General features: G+C 70.0%; 14 protein-coding genes and 1 pseudogene. 11 read left to right on the plus strand and 4 right to left on the minus strand.

Annotated elements, in window-relative coordinates:
* Positions 1-99: 99 nt before the first annotated feature.
* A complete protein-coding gene (locus MXD61_RS16200; RefSeq protein WP_248814117.1) occupies positions 100-921 on the plus strand; it encodes a hypothetical protein in 822 nt (273 codons plus the stop codon).
* 84 nt (positions 922-1,005) lie between these two features.
* On the opposite strand, the gene MXD61_RS16205 is transcribed toward MXD61_RS16200, so the two are convergent.
* The gene (locus MXD61_RS16205) at positions 1,006-2,025 is read right to left on the minus strand and encodes a nitrilase-related carbon-nitrogen hydrolase (protein WP_248814119.1); all 1,020 of its coding nucleotides are present in this window, start codon (positions 2,023-2,025) and stop codon (positions 1,006-1,008) included.
* Positions 2,026-2,254: 229 nt separating this feature from the next.
* Between MXD61_RS16205 and MXD61_RS16210 the strand changes: the two genes are divergently transcribed.
* The 5 genes from MXD61_RS16210 (at position 2,255) to MXD61_RS16230 (ending at position 7,710) form a co-directional block, all read left to right on the plus strand.
* Positions 2,255-3,307 (plus strand): agmatine deiminase family protein, encoded by a 1,053-nt coding sequence (locus MXD61_RS16210; RefSeq protein ID WP_251080076.1) that lies wholly within the window; start codon positions 2,255-2,257, stop codon positions 3,305-3,307.
* Between the two features lie 213 nt (positions 3,308-3,520).
* Entirely contained in the window at positions 3,521-4,453 is a 933-nt protein-coding gene (locus MXD61_RS16215) for a metal ABC transporter solute-binding protein, Zn/Mn family (RefSeq protein ID WP_374629052.1), read from the plus strand.
* Between the two features lie 150 nt (positions 4,454-4,603).
* Positions 4,604-6,097: a hypothetical protein gene (locus MXD61_RS16220; protein ID WP_248814121.1), complete on the plus strand. Its 1,494-nt coding sequence runs from the start codon at positions 4,604-4,606 to the stop codon at positions 6,095-6,097.
* Between the two features lie 201 nt (positions 6,098-6,298).
* Positions 6,299-6,844: an EF-hand domain-containing protein gene (locus MXD61_RS16225; protein WP_248814122.1), complete on the plus strand. Its 546-nt coding sequence runs from the start codon at positions 6,299-6,301 to the stop codon at positions 6,842-6,844.
* Positions 6,845-7,014: 170 nt separating this feature from the next.
* Positions 7,015-7,710, plus strand: coding sequence for an NADPH-dependent F420 reductase (locus MXD61_RS16230; protein ID WP_248814123.1), 696 nt, complete (start codon positions 7,015-7,017; stop codon positions 7,708-7,710).
* A 93-nt stretch (positions 7,711-7,803) separates the two neighbouring features.
* On the opposite strand, the gene lysS is transcribed toward MXD61_RS16230, so the two are convergent.
* The gene (gene lysS, locus MXD61_RS16235) at positions 7,804-9,300 is read right to left on the minus strand and encodes a lysine--tRNA ligase (protein WP_163550760.1); all 1,497 of its coding nucleotides are present in this window, start codon (positions 9,298-9,300) and stop codon (positions 7,804-7,806) included.
* A gap of 140 nt (positions 9,301-9,440) precedes the next feature.
* A complete protein-coding gene (locus MXD61_RS16240) occupies positions 9,441-10,772 on the minus strand; it encodes a hypothetical protein (protein ID WP_248814124.1) in 1,332 nt (443 codons plus the stop codon).
* Between the two features lie 199 nt (positions 10,773-10,971).
* On the opposite strand from MXD61_RS16240, the gene MXD61_RS16245 reads away from it, so the two are divergent.
* The 5 genes from MXD61_RS16245 to groL all read left to right on the plus strand — a co-directional run bounded on the left by MXD61_RS16245 (position 10,972) and on the right by groL (position 17,166).
* A complete protein-coding gene (locus MXD61_RS16245) occupies positions 10,972-11,997 on the plus strand; it encodes a hypothetical protein (RefSeq protein ID WP_248814125.1) in 1,026 nt (341 codons plus the stop codon).
* A 197-nt stretch (positions 11,998-12,194) separates the two neighbouring features.
* Complete coding sequence (locus MXD61_RS16250) at positions 12,195-12,737, plus strand: hypothetical protein (RefSeq protein WP_248814126.1); 543 nt, start codon at positions 12,195-12,197, stop codon at positions 12,735-12,737.
* Positions 12,738-12,812: 75 nt separating this feature from the next.
* Positions 12,813-13,583 carry an SDR family NAD(P)-dependent oxidoreductase gene (locus tag MXD61_RS16255; protein ID WP_248814128.1) on the plus strand — a complete coding sequence of 257 codons (771 nt, stop codon included), beginning with the start codon at positions 12,813-12,815 and terminating at the stop codon, positions 13,581-13,583.
* 147 nt (positions 13,584-13,730) lie between these two features.
* Entirely contained in the window at positions 13,731-15,317 is a 1,587-nt protein-coding gene (locus tag MXD61_RS16260; protein ID WP_248814130.1) for an AMP-binding protein, read from the plus strand.
* Positions 15,318-15,537: 220 nt separating this feature from the next.
* The gene (gene groL / locus MXD61_RS16265; protein ID WP_248814132.1) at positions 15,538-17,166 is read left to right on the plus strand and encodes a chaperonin GroEL; all 1,629 of its coding nucleotides are present in this window, start codon (positions 15,538-15,540) and stop codon (positions 17,164-17,166) included.
* Between the two features lie 19 nt (positions 17,167-17,185).
* On the opposite strand, the pseudogene MXD61_RS16270 reads toward groL, so the two are convergent.
* A pseudogene (locus MXD61_RS16270) lies at positions 17,186-17,371 on the minus strand (hypothetical protein); the annotation flags it as partial.

Raw genomic sequence — 17,371 nt, forward strand, 5'->3', positions numbered from 1 at the left:
CGCCGCAGACGAAACGGATGATCACGTGAGGTAGCGGGTATTCCGCATGCTGTGCATCCGCTCCCGTCGCGCAGCGCCTCTCGCGGGCACCGCGCGTCCGTGAGCGGCGGCTCGTGGACGACCCTGGTGGTCACGGTCCTGATCGTGATCGTCCTGCTGGTCACCGCGGTGCTCGTGAGCCGACACACCGGCGGTGACGGCACAGGTACCTCCGCGCCGGCGCTGGTCGTCGGTGATTCGGTCGTGGCACTCGCGGCCCGCGCCGCGGGCGGTGCCGAGGGGGGCGGGGTCGCGGGTGGCGGGGCAGCCGGGGCCCCCGCGGGCATCAGCGTCACCGATGGAGTCAGGGCCCGGTCCAGCGGGATGGCCGGTACCGTGCGGCTGATCGGGTATCCCGGGCTTTCACCCGAGGTGTTCGACGGGACGTCCTCGCCGTTGCTCGCGAGTGATCTCAGGTCAGCCGGAAGGCCCCGCACGGTGGTGCTGAACTGGAACGGCAACAACCCGCGCCAGCTGCTCGGGACCTCGCTGATCGTCGACTACCGCACCGAACTCACCAGTCAGATCCGCTGGTATCTCGGCCATGGGGTGACCAGGGTGGTTCTGGCGGCGGCCCTGCCCTCGCTGGTGAACAGTGCCGACCGGCAGGTCGACGTTTCCTCACCCTTATCGGCACAGCCCGGAGCGATGCTCGGTAGCGGCCGACTGAACGAGATGTACAGACAGCTGGCGGGCGCTTTCGGCGGCCGTTCGGTGCGCTATTCCGAACAGGCCGCACGGGCGATCCATCCGTCGCTGGGATTCAACACCACGCTGGACGGCCGCCCCTGCGTCATCGACTTCATCCATCCGACGCCGTACTGCGCCACGCGCTACGCCAGGGCACTCGCCGCCCTCGCCCACGACCCGGACGGCACCTGACCTCGTTTCCCGCTTCCCGTCCCGTACCTGTTGACCGTCCAGTACCTGCGGAGACAGGTGGTTGCCGGGTCAGGACGGGATCGGTCAGGACGGGGATCGGTCAGAGCGGGGGACGGTCAGGGGGGTGTAGGTGTCGGGGCGGCGGGTGGTGAAGAAGGGGAAGAGCGTGAGCCAGTCGCGGCGCTGGTCGAGGTCGAGGTCGGCGACCAGGACGGCCGGGCTGTCCCTGGGCGCGCGCACGAGAACGCGGCCATAGGGGTCGCTGATGAACGAACTACCGTAGAACGTCAGGCTGCCTTCACAGCCGATCCGGTTGACGGCGACCATGAACGTCCCGTTGGCGATGCCGTTGCCCACGATGACCGTGCGCCACAGCGGTTCGGTGTCGAACGCGGGATGATCCGGCTCGGAACCGATCGCCGTCGGGTAGACGAGGACATCCGCGCCGGCCAGGCCGTAGGCGCGGGCGAGTTCGGGGAACCACTGGTCCCAGCAGGTGGGGAAGCCGAGACGGGCATCGTCCACGGCGAGTACGGGGAAGCTGTCGGCGCCGGCCGCCGGGCCGGGACGGAAGTAACGATCCTCGTGATATCCGGCGGTGACGGGGATGTGCAGCTTGCGGGTGCGGGCGAGCAGTGTGCCGTCCGGGCCGACGACGATCGCGGTGTTGAACCCGAGCCCGTCGCCATCGCCGTCCAAGCCGACATCGACATCGGCCCGCTCATAGAGCGACATGTGCACGGTGATGCCCAGTTCCGTGGCGAGCTGGGTGGCCAGGACGCGCGTCGGGCCGTCCTCGATCCGTTCCGCCAGGGCCACCGGCCGACCGCCGCCGCCGTCCCCGTGGTCAGGCCCGCCACCCGGCGCACCGCGCTCGGATGGTGGCGTATCGGCGAAGTAGCGGGACAGCGTCAGTTCCTGGAAGCAGACCAGCCTGGCACCGAGGTTGGCGGCGGTGACGGCGCCGGCCCGCAGCGCCGCGACGTGCTCGACCGGGTCCGGATGCCAGCGGTGCTGCACAGCCCCGATCCGTAGCGGCTCCCGCACCGGGGCGCTGGTTCGGGCGGGTGAGTCCGGCACGCCGATGCTGGTGATCGTCAGCATCGGCGCATCGTCTCACGTCAGGCAGCCGACCAGAGACCACGCGGGCCGAGGCGGGCGGGGCGGGCGGGCGGGGCGGGGCGGGCGGGCGGGGCGGGAGCGGTCCGGACTACCGTCGGGCGTCAGAATACGGAGTGTGATCGCTTCCCCTGAGGACACGGATGAGGCCGGGCCAGCTGGCCACTCGACGGCGGCGGCCGGTGGGGCGGGCGGTGGACTGGTCCGGCGTCGGATGCCGGCGGAGTGGGAGCCGCATCGGCGAACCTGGATGGCCTTCCCGCCGCCGAACGCCACGTTCGGCCCGGTGGACTCCCCCGGTCTCACCCAGGCCCGGGCGGTCTGGGCGACGGTGGCGAGGACGATCAGCCGGTACGAGCCGGTCATCCTGATCGCCCGGCCCGGGGCCGACGCCGCCGCCGCGCGCGGCCTCGCGCCGGGACCGGTGACGGTGGTCGAACGTCCTCTCGACGATGCCTGGGTCCGCGACACCGGTCCCACCTTCACCGTCGACCTTCCACAGCCGCCCGGCGGGAACGGGCGTCGCTGCGGCGGGGAGGGCACGCTCGGTGCGGTCGACTGGACGTTCAACGGCTGGGGTGCGCAGGAATGGGCCTCATGGGACGCGGACCGTCAACTGGCGGGCTCGATCGCCGAGCTCGCCGGTGCGGCGGTACGGTCCTGCGCGCTGACGAACGAGGGCGGCGGCATCGCCGTGGACGGGGCGGGTACGGTGCTGCTCACCGAGACGGTGCAACGCGACCCTCGGCGCAATCCCGGCTGGGACCGGGCCCGCGTCGAGGCGGAAGTGCACGCGCAGCTCGGTACGAGCCACGCGATCTGGCTGCCGCGGGGGCTGGCCCGTGACTACGACCGGTTCGGTACCCGCGGGCATGTCGACGTGGTGGCGGCGTTCGTGCGACCGGGGCTCGTCGCTGTGCATCATCAGCCGGACCCGGCCCATCCCGACCATGAGACCAGCCGGGAACTCGCCGCGCTGCTGCGCGCCAGTCGGGACGCGACCGGTCGGCCGTTCGACGTCGTCGAGATCACGGCGCCACGCGTGCTGGAGGTCGACGGGGAGCCGGCCGGCTACTCGTATCTGAACTACTACGTCGCGAACGGGGTCGTGGTGGCCGGGACCTTCGAGGACCCACGGGATGCCGACGCGCTCGACCTGCTCGGCCGGCTCTACCCGTCCCGCCGGGTCGAACCGGTGGACGCCCGGGTGATCTTCGCGAACGGCGGCGGAGTGCACTGCATCACCCAACAGCAGCCGTCCTGTTGACAACCATATCGAAAATCGTTTTCATTAGTGCTGTCCGATCCGACCCGTGTCGGTCCCACCTGCGCTGATGAGGATGACGTGCCCGACTCCCCACCCCCCACGATCACCCGCCGCCCACATGGCGACCACCACGACCACGACCACGACAGCGTCGGCGATCGCGGCCGGGACAGGGACCGCGATCAACGGCGGGCGCCGCGGGCGGGCAGGCGGCTGGTGGCGCTGACACCGCTGACCGCCGGCCTGACCCTGGTCGCCGGCCTGACCCTGGTCGGCTGCGGGTCGGGCGGCGGGGGGTCGTCCGAGGGGAAGGACGGGCGGCTGCCGGTGGTGGCGACGACCAGCCAGGTGGCGGACTTCACCCGGGCGGTCGGCGGTGACCGCGTCACGGTGACCCAGATCGTGCGGCCAGGCGTCGATCCGCACGACTACGAGCCGGCTCCGGCCGATCTCGCGGCGATCGGGGACGCGAAGGTGCTCGTCCAGAACGGCGTGGGGCTGGAGAGCTGGCTCGAGGACACGATCGGCGCCTCCGGTTTCGACGGAGTGCGGGTCAACGCGAGCGACGGAGTGCGGATTCGGACCGGCCAGGGCGATGAGGAGAAGGCCGGCGATCCGCACATCTGGCACAACCCGCTCAACGTCAAGATCATGGTGGCGGACATCGAACGGGGACTCGCCCAGGCGGAGCCGTCCGCGGCGGCGCGGTTCCACGCGAACCGGGTGGCCTACGACGCCCAGCTCGACGCGCTGGACGCGGACATCCGCCGCCAGATCGCCACGATCCCCGTGGCCAATCGCAAGCTGGTCACCAATCACGACGCGTTCGGCTACTACGTCGAGCGTTACGGGCTGACCTTCGTCGGATCGATCATTCCGAGCTTCGACACGTCCGCGGAGCTGTCCGGCAGCAACATCAGGAAGCTCGTCGAACGGATCCGGCAGACGGGGACGAAGGCGGTCTTCTCCGAGTCGTCCCTGCCGCGGCGCACCGCGCAGACCATCGCGGACGAGGCGGGGGTGCGCGTCGAGGCCGGCGAGGACTCGCTCTACGGTGACTCACTCGGACCAGCCGGTTCGGACGGTGACACCTACCTTCACATGGAAGAGCACAACACACGTACGATAGTCATGGCACTTCGCTAAGTGACGACACGCCCACGAGCCTCCGGAAGATAACACTTACGTGACAGTAGAGTTATGGGCGGCATGGGCGGAACCGGGCAGCGCCGCGCGGAGTTGCGCACGGCCATGTCATCCGCCGGGAGGATCCGACACCGGCTCGAGGTATCTCACGTGGATGACGACACGCGGCCCGAACAGGACCACGTCCTACGGGACGCGATCACGCTGCCGCTGCTGATCATCCCCCGGGATCGCCGGACCACCCGCGTCGCCGCGACCACTCGGCGTCCCACCATCCCGGCGGACGCGTTGGAGATCGTCGACCCGCCCCCCGTGACGGAACCCGACCAGGCGGTGAACACATCTCCGGACGGTGCCGATCCAGACGGTGCCGATCGGCCAGCAGGCGAGGCGCGGGCGCGCCGCGGCCGTGGGGGAAGCCGGGTCAACGCGCTGTGGACGGTGTTCGACCAGGTCGTGTCCAGCGGGACCAACGCGGCGATCAACTTCGTTATCGCCCGCCGGGTGGACCCGACCGAGTTCGGCGCGTTCGCCATCGCCTACACGATTTTCGCCATGGTCGTAGGGCTCTCCCGGGCGGCGGCGACCGCGCCGCTGGGCATCAGCTACGCGGACGTCCCACTCGGCGCGTTCCGCTCGGCGGTGCGCCAGGCGGCCGGCACGGCGCTCGTGCTCGGGGCCGCCGTCGGGGTGCCGCTGATGCTGGTCGGCGTTGGGATGGGCGGTACGGTCGGCACGAACCTGGCCGCGATGGGCGTGATCATGCCGGCGCTGCTGGTGCAGGACGCCTGGCGCTACGCGTCGTTCGCCCAGGGGCGGCCCCTGCTCGCCGTGGCGAACGACCTGGTGTGGGCGGCGGTGCTCGGTGCCGGGCTGTGGCTGCTGACGACGGTCGCGCCGGACGGTTTCGGCGGGTCGGCGACGATGGTGCTGGTCTGGGGGATGGCCGCGGCGGTCGCGGCGCAGGTCGGCGTGTTGCAGCACCAGGGGTGGCCGCGGCCCCGGCGAGCGTGGGCCTGGTTCACCGGCCACCGCGAGACCACCGGGTTCATGACCGCCGAGTTCCTCTCCCTCCAGGGCGCAGCGCAGACCTCCACCCTGGTCATCGGCGCGGTCGGTTCCACCTCGCTGGTCGGTGCGCTACGTGGCCTGCAGACGCTGCTCGCACCCACCACGAATCTCGCCGTCGCGCTGATGAGTTTCTCGATCCCGGAGTTCTCCCGGCGCAAGCACCTGCCGGCCCAGACCGTGCTGCGCGGCGCCTACCTGGTCAGCGGGCTGGTGGTCGTCTCGAGCACGCTGTGGGGGCTCGCGTTCGTCGTCCTGCCGGACGACTTCGGCGCCGCCCTGCTCGGCGACACCTGGGCCGAGACCCACCAGCTGCTGCTGCTGGCCGTCATCGCCCAGGCCGGCCCGTGCCTCGCGGTCGGCCCGGCGGCGGTGCTGTACGCGTTCGGCCGGACCAGGCTGACCTTCTGGATCAACCTGGCGTTCGTCCCGTTCCTGCTCGCCTGCCCGTTGATCGGTCTGCTCCTCGGCGGCGCCCGAGGCGTGGTGATCGGCAACATCATCGTCTACTGGGCGACCATTCCGCCCTGGCTGTACCACCTGCACCGCCAGGTGCGTCTCGGCGCCCGCCGGTAGAACCACGCCACCACGGCTCGTTCTCACCCGCCGCGAATGTTTGACAGCGAATACTCGACGGGTACCAGGATAGCCGTCACTGTCGACTTGCAGCACTCATCGACGTGGCTAGACTGCCATTACGGAGCCGGCCGGACGAGCATCCACAAGATGTGATCCACGGCTTCGCGCCACCCGTTTTCCACGCGAAAGGGGTTTGTTATGGCGACCACCGGAACCAAGCCGCAGGACGTACGATTCGAGAAGCTTTTCCAGGCGGTTGACGCAAACCATGACGGCGTCATCGAGTGGGGTGACTACGAACGCCTCCTCGACAGGTACCTGTCCGGTTTCGAGCTCAACAAGGACTCGCGTGAGGCCCGGAGCCTGTGGGTCACCCACCAGCACTACTGGCTCGAGCTCCTGCGCCATTCGGACGGAACCGACCGCCTGAACAAGGACGAGTTTATTCAGGCCGTGCGCCTGCTGACTCTGGACACCAGCCGCTTCAACCTGGTCGAGGGCCTCGCCCACACCATCTTCGACGCCCTCGACCGCGATGGCGACGGCGCCATCAGCAAGGACGAGTTCGGCCGTTACCTCAAGGTCTGGGAGATCGATCCGAAGAACGGCTACGAGATCTTCGACCGGTTGGACTCCGACGGCGACGGCGTGATCAGCCGACACGAGTTCGTCCGTTCGTGGCGGGAGTTCTACTACTCCTCCGACTGGGACCTGCCCGGCGCCCGCTACTTCGGTGTGGCGTAGCCACCAGGCCTGACGGGGCACCGGGCCTGACCGGACACGCCCGCCCTGCACCCGCGGGTCACCGCCGTCCATCCGGTCATCTCGGGATGTTCCGCGCACAGCGCAACCGCATGGCCGGTGATCTCGCGAAACCCGGAATGTCGATCGGACTACTGGAAGTTAGCCCTGACATGACAACACTCGGCCTCATCGGCAGCGGAAACATCGGCGGAACAGTCGCGCGCCTGGCGGTCAACGCCGGCTACGACGTGGTCCTGTCCAACTCGCGCGGCCCGGACACCCTCGCGGATCTGGTCGCCGAGCTGGGTCCGCGCGCCCGCGCCGCCACGTCCACCGAGGCCGCCGCCGCGGGCGACCTCGTGCTCGTGAGCGTTCCCCTGCACGCCTACCGGGCCGTCCCGGTGGAGCCGCTCGCCGGCAAGGTGGTCATCGACACCAACAACTACTACCCGGACCGCGACGGCACGATCCCCGAGCTCGAGGACGAGTCGACGACGACCAGCGAGCTGCTCGCCGCGCACCTGCCCACGTCCGACGTGGTCAAGGCGTTCAACAACATCTACTTCAAGCACCTGCTGGAACTGGCTCGTCCCGCAGGCTCGCCGGAACGCACCTCGCTGCTGATCGCCGGCGACGGCGACGACGCCAAGAAGACGGTCACCGGTTTCCTCGACGACATCGGCTACAACGCCTTCGACGCCGGCCCGCTCGCCGAAGGATGGCGCTACCAGCGGGACACCGCCGCCTACGCCGGCCTCTACATCGGCCCCGACGGTTTCGCCGGCCCGCCCCGCACCGGCGTCGGCCCCGACGAGATCCGTCCCAAGCTCGCGGCCGCCCGCCGCTACGCCGACACGACCGCCTGAGCGGGACGGTCCGGATCGAAGGCCGCCCGCGCGAGCCCCAGCCCCGTGCGGACGTGGGCGGCGCACCCGCCCACGTCCGCCGTGGGACGGGCCTTAGGCCGTGTCTTCGGCAGCGACCCCGTCGGCGGACTGATCCTGCTCGCCGCTCTGGCTGTCAGCGCTCTGGCTGTCCTTGTGCGCGCCGCGCATGGTGGGGAAAAGGACCACGTCGCGCAGGGTGGGGGCGTCGGTGAGCAGGGCGACGAAACGGTCGATGCCGAGGCCGAGGCCGGACATCGGCGGCATGCCGTACTCCATCGCCTCGATGAAGTCCTCTTCGAGCATCATCGTCTCGTCGTCGCCGGCCTCACGTAGCTCCGCCTGTTCCTCGAGGCGCAGCCGCTGTTCGGCGGGGTCGATGAGCTCCGAATAGGCCTTGACGATCTCCAGACCGTCCACGACGACCTGGAACATGTCGAGCACCGTGGGGTCGTCGTCGTTGCGCCGGGCCAGTGGGACGAGTTCCGCCGGATGGTGCAGCAGAAAACACGGCTGGATCAGATGAGGCCGGACGGTCTTCTTGTACAGCAGGTCGACGAGGCCGGCGTAGGACGGGGAGTCGCCGACGTCCAGGCCGAGCTCGGCCACCCGGGTACGCAGGGTCGGCAGATCACGTACGACGGTGAGGTCGATACCGGTGCGTCGCTCGACCTCGGTGCGATAGTCAAGTTCCGGCCAGTCCGCGCCGAAGTCGAGCTTGGTGCCCTCGTAGGTGACCGAGCGGGTACCCACCACGTCATCGAGGACGGCGAGGATCAGTTCTCGCACGAAGGTCATGTTGTCGCGGTAGTCCCAGTAGGCGGCGTACCACTCCAGCATCGTGAACTCCTGCAGGTGCGAGGAGTCCATGCCTTCGTTGCGGAAGTTGCGGCCGAGCTCGTACACCCGGTCGTACGCGCCGACGACAATGCGCTTGAGGAACGTCTCCGGCGAGATCCGCAGGTAGAAGTCCTCCCCGAGCGCGTTGTGCCGGGTGATGAACGGCCGGGCCGCGGCCCCCGACGCCGCTTCCTGCAGCATCGGCGTCTCGACCTCGAGGAAACCCGCCTCGTCGAGGTGGCGACGGATGCGGCTGATGATCCGGGTTCGGGTCTGGAACCGCGCCCGCGCGTCGGGGTTGACCAGCAGGTCCAGATAGCGGCGTCGGTAGCGGGCCTCGACGTTCGACAGACCCTGCCACTTGTCCGGCAGCGCGCGGACGGTGCGGTTGAGCACCTCCAGCTCGGCGATGCCGACGGTCCGCTCACCGCGACGGGTGGTGTACATGGCGCCGGCGACCCCGATGAAGTCGCCGATCTTGACCGACCGGGACCATTCCTTGATGGTTTCGGCACCAAGGTCGGTCTTGGACAGCGACACCTGCACACGACCACTGCGGTCCTGGATGTGCCCGAAGATGAGCCCGCCCATCCGCCGCCACAGCACCACCCGGCCGGCCAGCCGCACCGGTGTCCCATCCGGCGCCGCGGCCGCGTCGACCGCCACCGTGTCGACGCGGTATCCGGCCCGCGGCCCGGCCAGCTCTCGCGCCTGTGGCTGCTCGCTCACCATCAACTCACCCTCATGGCCGCTTCCGTGACCGCTTCAGCGTATCGGCTGCCGGCGACGGTCCCGGCAGCCCGAGGGGCGAGGCCAGGCCGCGGGGACCACCGCGGACCGGGCCGCACCCGGTCCGGTCCGCGGCCGCCGCGTCACCGCGGGGCGTAGTGGGTGAAGAAGATGTCGGCGATCGTGGCCCATCGGCCGCTGGTGAGTTCGGCTTTGGGCGGCATCTCGAGGTCCTCCATGAACGCCCGGATCTCGTAGACGGCGAGTCGGTCGTCGGCGGCCGAGCCGGTGTCCGTCGGGAAGGCGCCCATGCCGTAGTAGTCCGCCTTGTTCTCGACTTTCGGGTCGGGGAAGTCTGCGAGATAACGCGGGTCACGGCCGCGGTGACCGGGCGGTGGGGAGGCGGCGTCCTTGGCGATGTTGCGGCGGGCCTCGTCACCGTGCAGGACCGACGTCCACCACTGGCGGATGGACGGGCCGTGGGCGACGAGGCTCCACGTCGCCGGATGGTCGGCGATGATCCCGCGCGGCAGCCATTCCGTCCGGTTTGTCAGGGGCGTGCCGGTCCGCGCGGACACGTCGGTGGCCTGCGGGTCGGCGCGGTAGGGCAGCGGAAAGACGTACCGGTGGTCGGGTCCGCCGTAATCCTGCGGCCAGATCGCCGCGGTGATGTCGAGGGCGGCGAGCAGATCACGGTCGAACCGCGGCAGGGCCTGGTACATGGAGTGGAAGTCGGTCCGGTGCAGGGCCAGGAACGCGGATTTCGGTGAGTCGGCGTTGACCAGGACGAGGGTTTTCTCCGGCACCTTCTCGGCCGGCAGTTTCAACGCCACGGCGTGGACGTCCTGGGTGAAGGCGGTGTCGGTGAAGTCGAAGATCTTGTTGGTGACGTCGGGCATCGTCGGTTTCACCGGGTCGACGAACCGGGACAATGGCACGGCGGTCGCCGAGAACAGGAACATCTGGCAGGCCCACAGAAATCCGCGCGCCTTGGGGGACGGCCCGGATGGCCATTCCAACAGCTTTGACCAGGTGCCGAGATCGTCGATGTCGCTGGCGTGCCGGGTACGGTTCAGAACGGTGTGGAAGAACGTCGGCAGTGTCGCGAGTGGAATGCCGACGGTGGCCTGGGCCTGAGCGCCGAAGGTCGGGTCGGTGATGCGCAGGGTGCCGCTGCGCAGCCAGGTGCCGCCCTCGAACTCGGTGTTCTGGTCGAAGGTGATGTCGCGCTGGCCGCCTTCGGCGAGCTTCGCGGCGATCCGGGCGGCGACGGTGAGCGCGGCGCGCGCCGACCGCTCGTCCGCGAACGGCTTCGTCACGAACTCCAGCTCCGAGGTGGCGCCGAGCAGATGTGTCTCGTCGCCTTCGAGGGTCAGGCCGACCGGATGGCGGTAGACGACCTCCCGCTCGCCGATGTCGGCAACCCCTGACCTCGACACGAAGACGTTCTGCGTCTGCAGCTCGAACCCGAACAAGAACCGACTCCCCCCGCCCGCGGCCGCACGGCCACGTGGCGTGGCCCACAGTAGGGCGAACGTCGTCCGCCGGCGCACCGTACGTGAGATGCCCCACCGGGGCATCACCGACCGGTCGAAGGAATCTCGCACCGAACCTCGGTAGCGTCACATGAACCCGCAACCCAGCGCCCGTCGGTGGCGCAGTGGAGGTCTGACCATGCCCGCCGAGGCTCCCCCGCCTGCCGATCTCGCCGCGACCAGTCGCATCCCCACGCCCACGACGCCCGCCGACGCCGACGCCGTCGCGGACGGGGTGGCGGAAGCGGGCCGGGCCGCCAGGGACGAGCCGTGGGTGTCGACGGACCACTTCGCCGCGAACCTCGCGGCCAGTGAGCTGCTGATCTCCGCGCGCCGCTGCCTGGCGATCGCGCCGCTGACCGGCGCGGTCCGCTCCCGGGCCGGCTTCGCCTCCACGGCGGCCATCCTGCAGCTGGTCGACGTCAGCACCTCGCACCCCACGATGATCGCTGTCCGGCCGGACTGGACCGCCACGCAGGACATCTCGGTGTACGGCGGAGGCCGGATCATGGACGGCCCGGTCGTCGTGGACAGCCGGCTTGTCCGGGCCGGCAAGAAGGTCGCCGTCGCGGAGTCCGACATCTACGACGCGCACGGTGTGGACGATCCGCACGAACTGCACCGGATGCTCGGCGACGCCACCCCGGCCGGCCGGCCGGGCGCCGACGTCGAGGGCCTGACCAGAGCGGGTCGGGCGCTGGTGACGTTCGCTCGCCTCCCCCGGATCTCCGCCCCCGGCATGGACGACTACGACCCCGGCAAGTGGGTCGGCACGATCCGATCCTCCGACCACGTCGTCGAGCGGCCGGCGGACCACATCCAGGACGCCCTGGGTGCGCAGCTGCTGGACGCCGCCACCGGGCAGTTCGAGCTGCACCGCACCCCCTACGTCACCAACAGCATCGGGACGATCCTTGGCGGGGCGCAGGCCGCGCTGGTCGAAGCCGCCGCCGAGGCGATGTGCCCCGGCGCCGTGGCCATCGACCTGCAGATGCACTTCCTCGCGCAGCTACGGTCCGGCCCGGCCCGCACGGTCGGACAGATCCTGCGCGACTCCGGCGATCACTGGGTGGTGTCGGTGACGGTAGTCGACGCCGGCGCCGACGATCTGCTCCTCACCCTGGCCACGGTCACCCTGCAGCGCACCTCGACCGACCTGGGCTAGCCGTTCGTTCGTGGCTCAGCGCTGTCGCCGCACCCGCCAGCGATCCCGCGGAGCGGACAAAAATGCAAGACTGTCCTACCGCGACACCATGTGGCATCTTCGTCTCGACACCTGTAGGGCAGATGTCTCCGACGGTCCCGCGAGTCGGCGACTCACAGTAGCCGCCCGAGACGCGCGTGCGAACCGAAAGAGGCAGGATGACCACCGTGGAGCCCGAGGAAAGCGATCTTCTGTCGGCGTTCCGCCTGATCGACGAGCAGCTGGCCGCGGCCCCGCAGGCGGGGAACCTCGTCGTTTTCCGGGAACGTCTGATCGCCGAGCTCGTCGGGGACGCCGACCGGGTCGCCGCGACGCTGGCGCCCGACTTCTCCCTCGTCACCCACGTCGGCGGAAAGACCCTGACCAGCGGACGCGACCAGTTGGTCGCCAGCATCCAACGGCTCGGGGCCGCTCCCGGCGGCGCACTCATGTGGCTGCGCCTCGAGTCCCTGGTGGCCGACCGCACCACCGTCGCCGGCCACGGCTTTCTGGTCACGCTCACCGCGGCGCCCTCCGGTGGCCTGCGCCGCACCGTGGGGCCGCTCGCCTTCTTCGTCACGAGTGACGGGCCCCTGATCACGTCGGAATCGCTCTATCTGGATCCACCGGCGGACGAGACGACCGTGCTGCCCGACGCCACCCTGGCCGACCGCCAGCGCTGCCTCGACCTCGTCGGTGGCCTGCCCCAGCCCACCCGCTGACCCGGCCACGCCACCCAGCCCATCCGGCTCACCCAGCCCATCCGGCTCATCCTCACGAACCAGGGACGACGAAACGTGGATCTCACTGGAGCATCGGCAGTCGTGACCGGCGCGGCCGGCGGACTGGGTGGCGCTACCGCCCGCCATCTCGTCGGGCTCGGCGTCGCGGTCGTCATCTTCGATCGCGACGCCGAACGGGCGAAGGCGACGGCGGCCGACCTCGGGCCGGCCGCGACCGCTGTCGCCGGCGATGTCACCGACGCGAACGACGTCCAGGCGGCCGTGGACGCGGCCCGCGCCGCCGGCACCCTGTCGATCGTGGCCAACGTGGCCGGTGGGGGCAGCCGGCCGACCCGCACGGTCAGTCGGGACGGCACGCCCCACGACCTGGAGACCTTCCAGCGCATCATCGCGATCAACACCGTCGGCACCTTCAACGTCACCCGGCTCGCCGCCGCCGCGATGGCCACCAACACCCCCGACGAGGACGGCCAGCGCGGCGTGGTGATCAACACTGGCTCACTCGCGGGCTTCGAGGGACAGGCCGGGCAGGTCGCCTATGCCGCGGCGAAGGCTGCCATCCTCGGCATGTCGCTGCCGCTGGCCCGTGACCTCGCCCCGGTGGGCATCCGGGTGTGCGCGATCGCGCCCGGCACGATGGGCACCGAGCTGATGCTGAACGCCCGCCAGGAGTTGCAGGACAAGCTGACCAGCAGCATCGTTTTTCCGCACCGCATGGGACGGCCGGAGGAGTTCGCGCGTCTCGTCGAGGCGATCGTGCGCAATCCGTATCTCAACGGCGAGAACATCCGCCTCGACGCCGCGCAGCGTCTCCCGGCCAAGTAGGTCGCCGCCCGCGGTCGTACACCACCGGCGGTCGCGGGCCGACATCGGTCGTTGCCGGTCGTTGCCGGTCGCCGGCGGATCGCGGCCCACGGCGTGCTTCGGCGGCCGGACATGAATGCCATGCGACAACGATCAGGGGGTTTCCCGGTGACAGATGGTCCGCATACTGATTTCGCTGACCTTTACCGCGGTTCGTACTTTCCCGACCTCCTGCTCGCCGCGTTGCGTCGTGACCCCGCACGCCCGGCCATCTACCTCGGCGAGGAGATTCTCACCCTCGGCCAGCTCGCCGAACGGATCAGCCAGTACGCCCAGGCGTACGCGGCCCGCGGGGTGGGTGCGGGCAGTGGCGTGGCGGTGTTGTCCACCAACCGGCCCGAGGTGCTCTACGCCATGGGTGCCTACCTGATGAACGGCGCCCGTAACACCCCGCTGCATCCGCTGGGTTCCCTCGACGACCACGCCTATGTCCTGCGCGACGCCGAGATCGAGACGCTCGTGTTCGACCCGAGCTTCGCGCCGCGGGCCGCCGCGCTGCGTGAGCAGGTGCCGGGCCTCAAGCGGCTGCTGTCGTTCGGTCCGTCCGAGGTGGGTGAGGACCTGGTGGCGCTGGCCGCGACGTTCGCACCCGCCCCCCTGGTCGCCCCGGCCGTCGACCCCGAGTCGATCTCGGCGTTGGCCTACACCGGCGGGACCACCGGCCAGCCCAAGGGTGTGATGGCCACCTACCGGGGCAGCGCGGCGATGGCGCACATCCTCATCTCCGAATGGCAGTGGCCGGCGGACCTGCGTCATCTCGTCTGCACGCCGTTGAGCCACGCCGGCTCCAGCTTCATCATCCCGGTGTTGCACCGGGGCGGTTCCGTCGTGGTCCTGCCGAAGTTCGACGCCGGCGCGGTACTCGCCGCGATCGAGCGGTACCGCATCACATCGTTGTTTCTCGTCCCGTCGATGATCTACGCACTGCTCGATCATCCGGCGTTCGCCGAGACGGATCTGTCCAGCCTGGAAACCGTGTTCTACGGCGCGTCGGCGATGTCGCCGGCCCGGCTGCGTGAGGCCATCGGAAAACTGGGCCCGATCTTCTTCCAGTTCTACGGTCAGACCGAGGCGCCGCAGACCCTGTTCGTGCTGCGCAAGGAGGAGCACGACCCGGACAGTCCGGCCCGGCTGGCCAGTTGCGGTCGACCGGTGCCGTGGGTGCACATCGCCCTGCTCGACGAGGCCGGCGATCCCGTCCCGCCGGGCGAGCCGGGTGAGATCTGCGTCCGTGGCCCGTTGGTGATGAAGGGCTACTGGAACAAGCCGGAGGCGACCGCCGAGGTGTTCGCGGGCGGTTGGCTGCACACCGGTGATGTCGCCCGGCAGGACCCGGACGGTTTCTACACGATCGTCGATCGCCGCAAGGACATGATTGTCAGCGGCGGCTTCAACGTGTTCCCCCGCGAGATCGAGGATGTGCTGTCCGAGCATCCGGGGGTCGCCGCGTCCGCGGTGATCGGTGTTCCCGACCCGAAGTGGGGCGAGGCCGTGACCGCCGTCGTCGTGCGCCGTCCGGGCGTCGAGGTCTCCGTCGAGGAGTTGCGGGCGCTGGTCAAGGAGCGCAAGGGCCCGCACTACTCGCCCAAGACCATCGAGTTCACCGACGCCGTGCCGCTGACCGCCGTCGGCAAGCCCGACAAGAAAGCGCTGCGGGCCCGCTACTGGTCCGGCTCCGCCCGCCAGATCGGCTGATCATCCCCCTCCACGCGGGTGCCGTCGCCCAGGAGACCGCCCTGACCGAGGCGACCCTCGCCGCCTTCGACCTCGACTGACCGCCGAGGTCACCAGGCTGGCCGGGCCCCTCGGAGGTGGTATCGGTGCCCCGGAGCGGCGTCGGGCGGGCTATACAGTGACTGGCACTCAGCGAGGTCGAGTGCCAGTCCGGGATTGCCCCTGAGAGGACCCAGCACGTATGGCAAAGATGATCGCGTTCGACGAGGAAGCCCGACGGGGCCTGGAGCGCGGCGTGAACCGGCTGGCCGACGCGGTGAAGGTCACGCTCGGTCCCAAGGGTCGCAACGTGGTCCTCGCGAACAAGTTCGGCGCCCCGACCGTGACCAACGACGGTGTGAGCATCGCCCGTGAGGTCGAGCTCGAGGACGCCTACGAGCGCATCGGCGCGGAGCTCGTCAAGGAGGTCGCGAAGAAGACCAACGACGTCGCGGGTGACGGCACCACCACCGCGACGATCCTGGCCCAGGCGCTGGTCCGGGAGGGTCTGCGCAACGTGGCCGCCGGCGCGGGCCCGCTCGGCCTGAAGAAGGGCATCGAGGCCGCGGTCGCCAGCGTGGTCGCCGAACTCCTGCGGACCGCCCGGGAGGTGGAGACCAAGGCGCAGATCGCCTCCACCGCCTCCATCTCCGCCGGTGACCCGGCGATCGGCGCCCTCATCGCCGAGGCGCTGGACAAGGTTGGCAAGGAAGGCGTCATCACCGTCGAGGAGAGCAACACCTTCGGTCTCGAGCTCGAGCTCACCGAGGGCATGCGCTTCGACAAGGGCTACATCTCGCCGTACTTCGTCACCGACACCGACCGGCAGGAGGCCGTCCTCGACGACCCGTACCTGCTGATCCTCAACAGTAAGATCTCGGCGGTCAAGGACGTTCTCCCGCTGCTGGAGAAGGTCATGCAGACCTCGAAGCCGCTGCTCATCCTCTGCGAGGACGTCGAGGGCGAGGCGCTGGCCACCCTGGTCGTCAACAAGATCCGCGGCACCTTCAGGAGCGTCGCGGTCAAGGCGCCGGGTTTCGGTGACCGCCGCAAGGCCCAGCTGGAGGACATCGCGATCCTCACCGGCGGCCAGGTCATCTCCGCGGACATCGGCCTCACCCTGGAAAGCACCACGCTGGACCTGCTCGGCCGGGCCCGTCGGGTCGTCATCACCGCCGACGAGACCACCATCGTGGACGGTCTCGGCTCCGCCGAGCAGATCGAGGCCCGGATCAGCCAGCTTCGGAACGAGATCGAGTCGGCCGACACCGACTACGACCGGGAGAAGAGCCAGGAGCGCCTCGCGAAGCTCGCCGGTGGTGTCGCCGTGATCAAGGTCGGCGCGGCCACCGAGGTCGAGCTCAAGGAGAAGAAGCACCGCATCGAGGACGCGGTCTCCAACGCCAAGGCCGCCGTCGAGGAGGGCATCGTCGCCGGTGGTGGCGTCGCCCTGCTCCAGGCGTCCGGCCCGGCGTTCGAGCAGCTCGCGCTCACCGGGGACGAGGCCACCGGGGCGGCCATCGTCCGCGTCGCCCTGGCCGCGCCGATCAGGCAGATCGCCTACAACAGCGGTCTCGAGGGCGGCGTCGTGGTCGAGAAGGTCCGCAACCTGCCCACCGGCCACGGCCTCAACGCCGCCACCGGGCAGTACGTCGACCTGATCGCCGCCGGCATCATCGACCCCGTCAAGGTCACCCGCTCGGCGCTGCAGAACGCCGCGTCCATCGCCGCGCTGCTGCTGACCACCGAAGCCGTCGTGGCCAACGCCCCCGAGGACGTGGCCGCCGACGCCGCCGGGGTCGACGCCGCCATGCGCCAGCAGGGTTTCTGAGCCCGACCGGGTCTCCTGATCAGCCCTCGGGCCGGACCGCCGACAGCCGCACTCCGTGGCCGGCCGGCGGTTCGGCCCGCTGCGTCTGCCCATCAGCGGGCGGCCGGGATTGCCCGGTATGCGAGTGTGGCAGGGCCGTCGGGAACCGCACCGGCGGCGTGCGCTCGTCGATCTCCGCCAGCACCTCGGAGATCGGCCGATAGAC

It is taken from the genome of Frankia sp. AgPm24, from assembly GCF_023243055.1.
In the GTDB taxonomy this organism is placed as follows: Bacteria; Actinomycetota; Actinomycetes; order Frankiales; family Frankiaceae; genus Frankia; species Frankia umida.

What these genes read in the sequence shown, in the direction of transcription:
- MXD61_RS16205 (WP_248814119.1), bottom strand. Translation starts at nt 2,025, where the DNA reads ATGCTGACGATCACCAGCATCGGCGTGCCGGACTCACCCGCCCGAACC.
- MXD61_RS16210 (WP_251080076.1), top strand. Translation starts at nt 2,255, where the DNA reads ATGCCGGCGGAGTGGGAGCCGCATCGGCGAACCTGGATGGCCTTCCCG.
- MXD61_RS16225 (WP_248814122.1), top strand. Translation starts at nt 6,299, where the DNA reads ATGGCGACCACCGGAACCAAGCCGCAGGACGTACGATTCGAGAAGCTT.
- MXD61_RS16230 (WP_248814123.1), top strand. Translation starts at nt 7,015, where the DNA reads ATGACAACACTCGGCCTCATCGGCAGCGGAAACATCGGCGGAACAGTC.
- lysS (WP_163550760.1), bottom strand. Translation starts at nt 9,300, where the DNA reads ATGGTGAGCGAGCAGCCACAGGCGCGAGAGCTGGCCGGGCCGCGGGCC.
- MXD61_RS16245 (WP_248814125.1), top strand. Translation starts at nt 10,972, where the DNA reads ATGCCCGCCGAGGCTCCCCCGCCTGCCGATCTCGCCGCGACCAGTCGC.
- MXD61_RS16250 (WP_248814126.1), top strand. Translation starts at nt 12,195, where the DNA reads ATGACCACCGTGGAGCCCGAGGAAAGCGATCTTCTGTCGGCGTTCCGC.
- groL (WP_248814132.1), top strand. Translation starts at nt 15,538, where the DNA reads ATGGCAAAGATGATCGCGTTCGACGAGGAAGCCCGACGGGGCCTGGAG.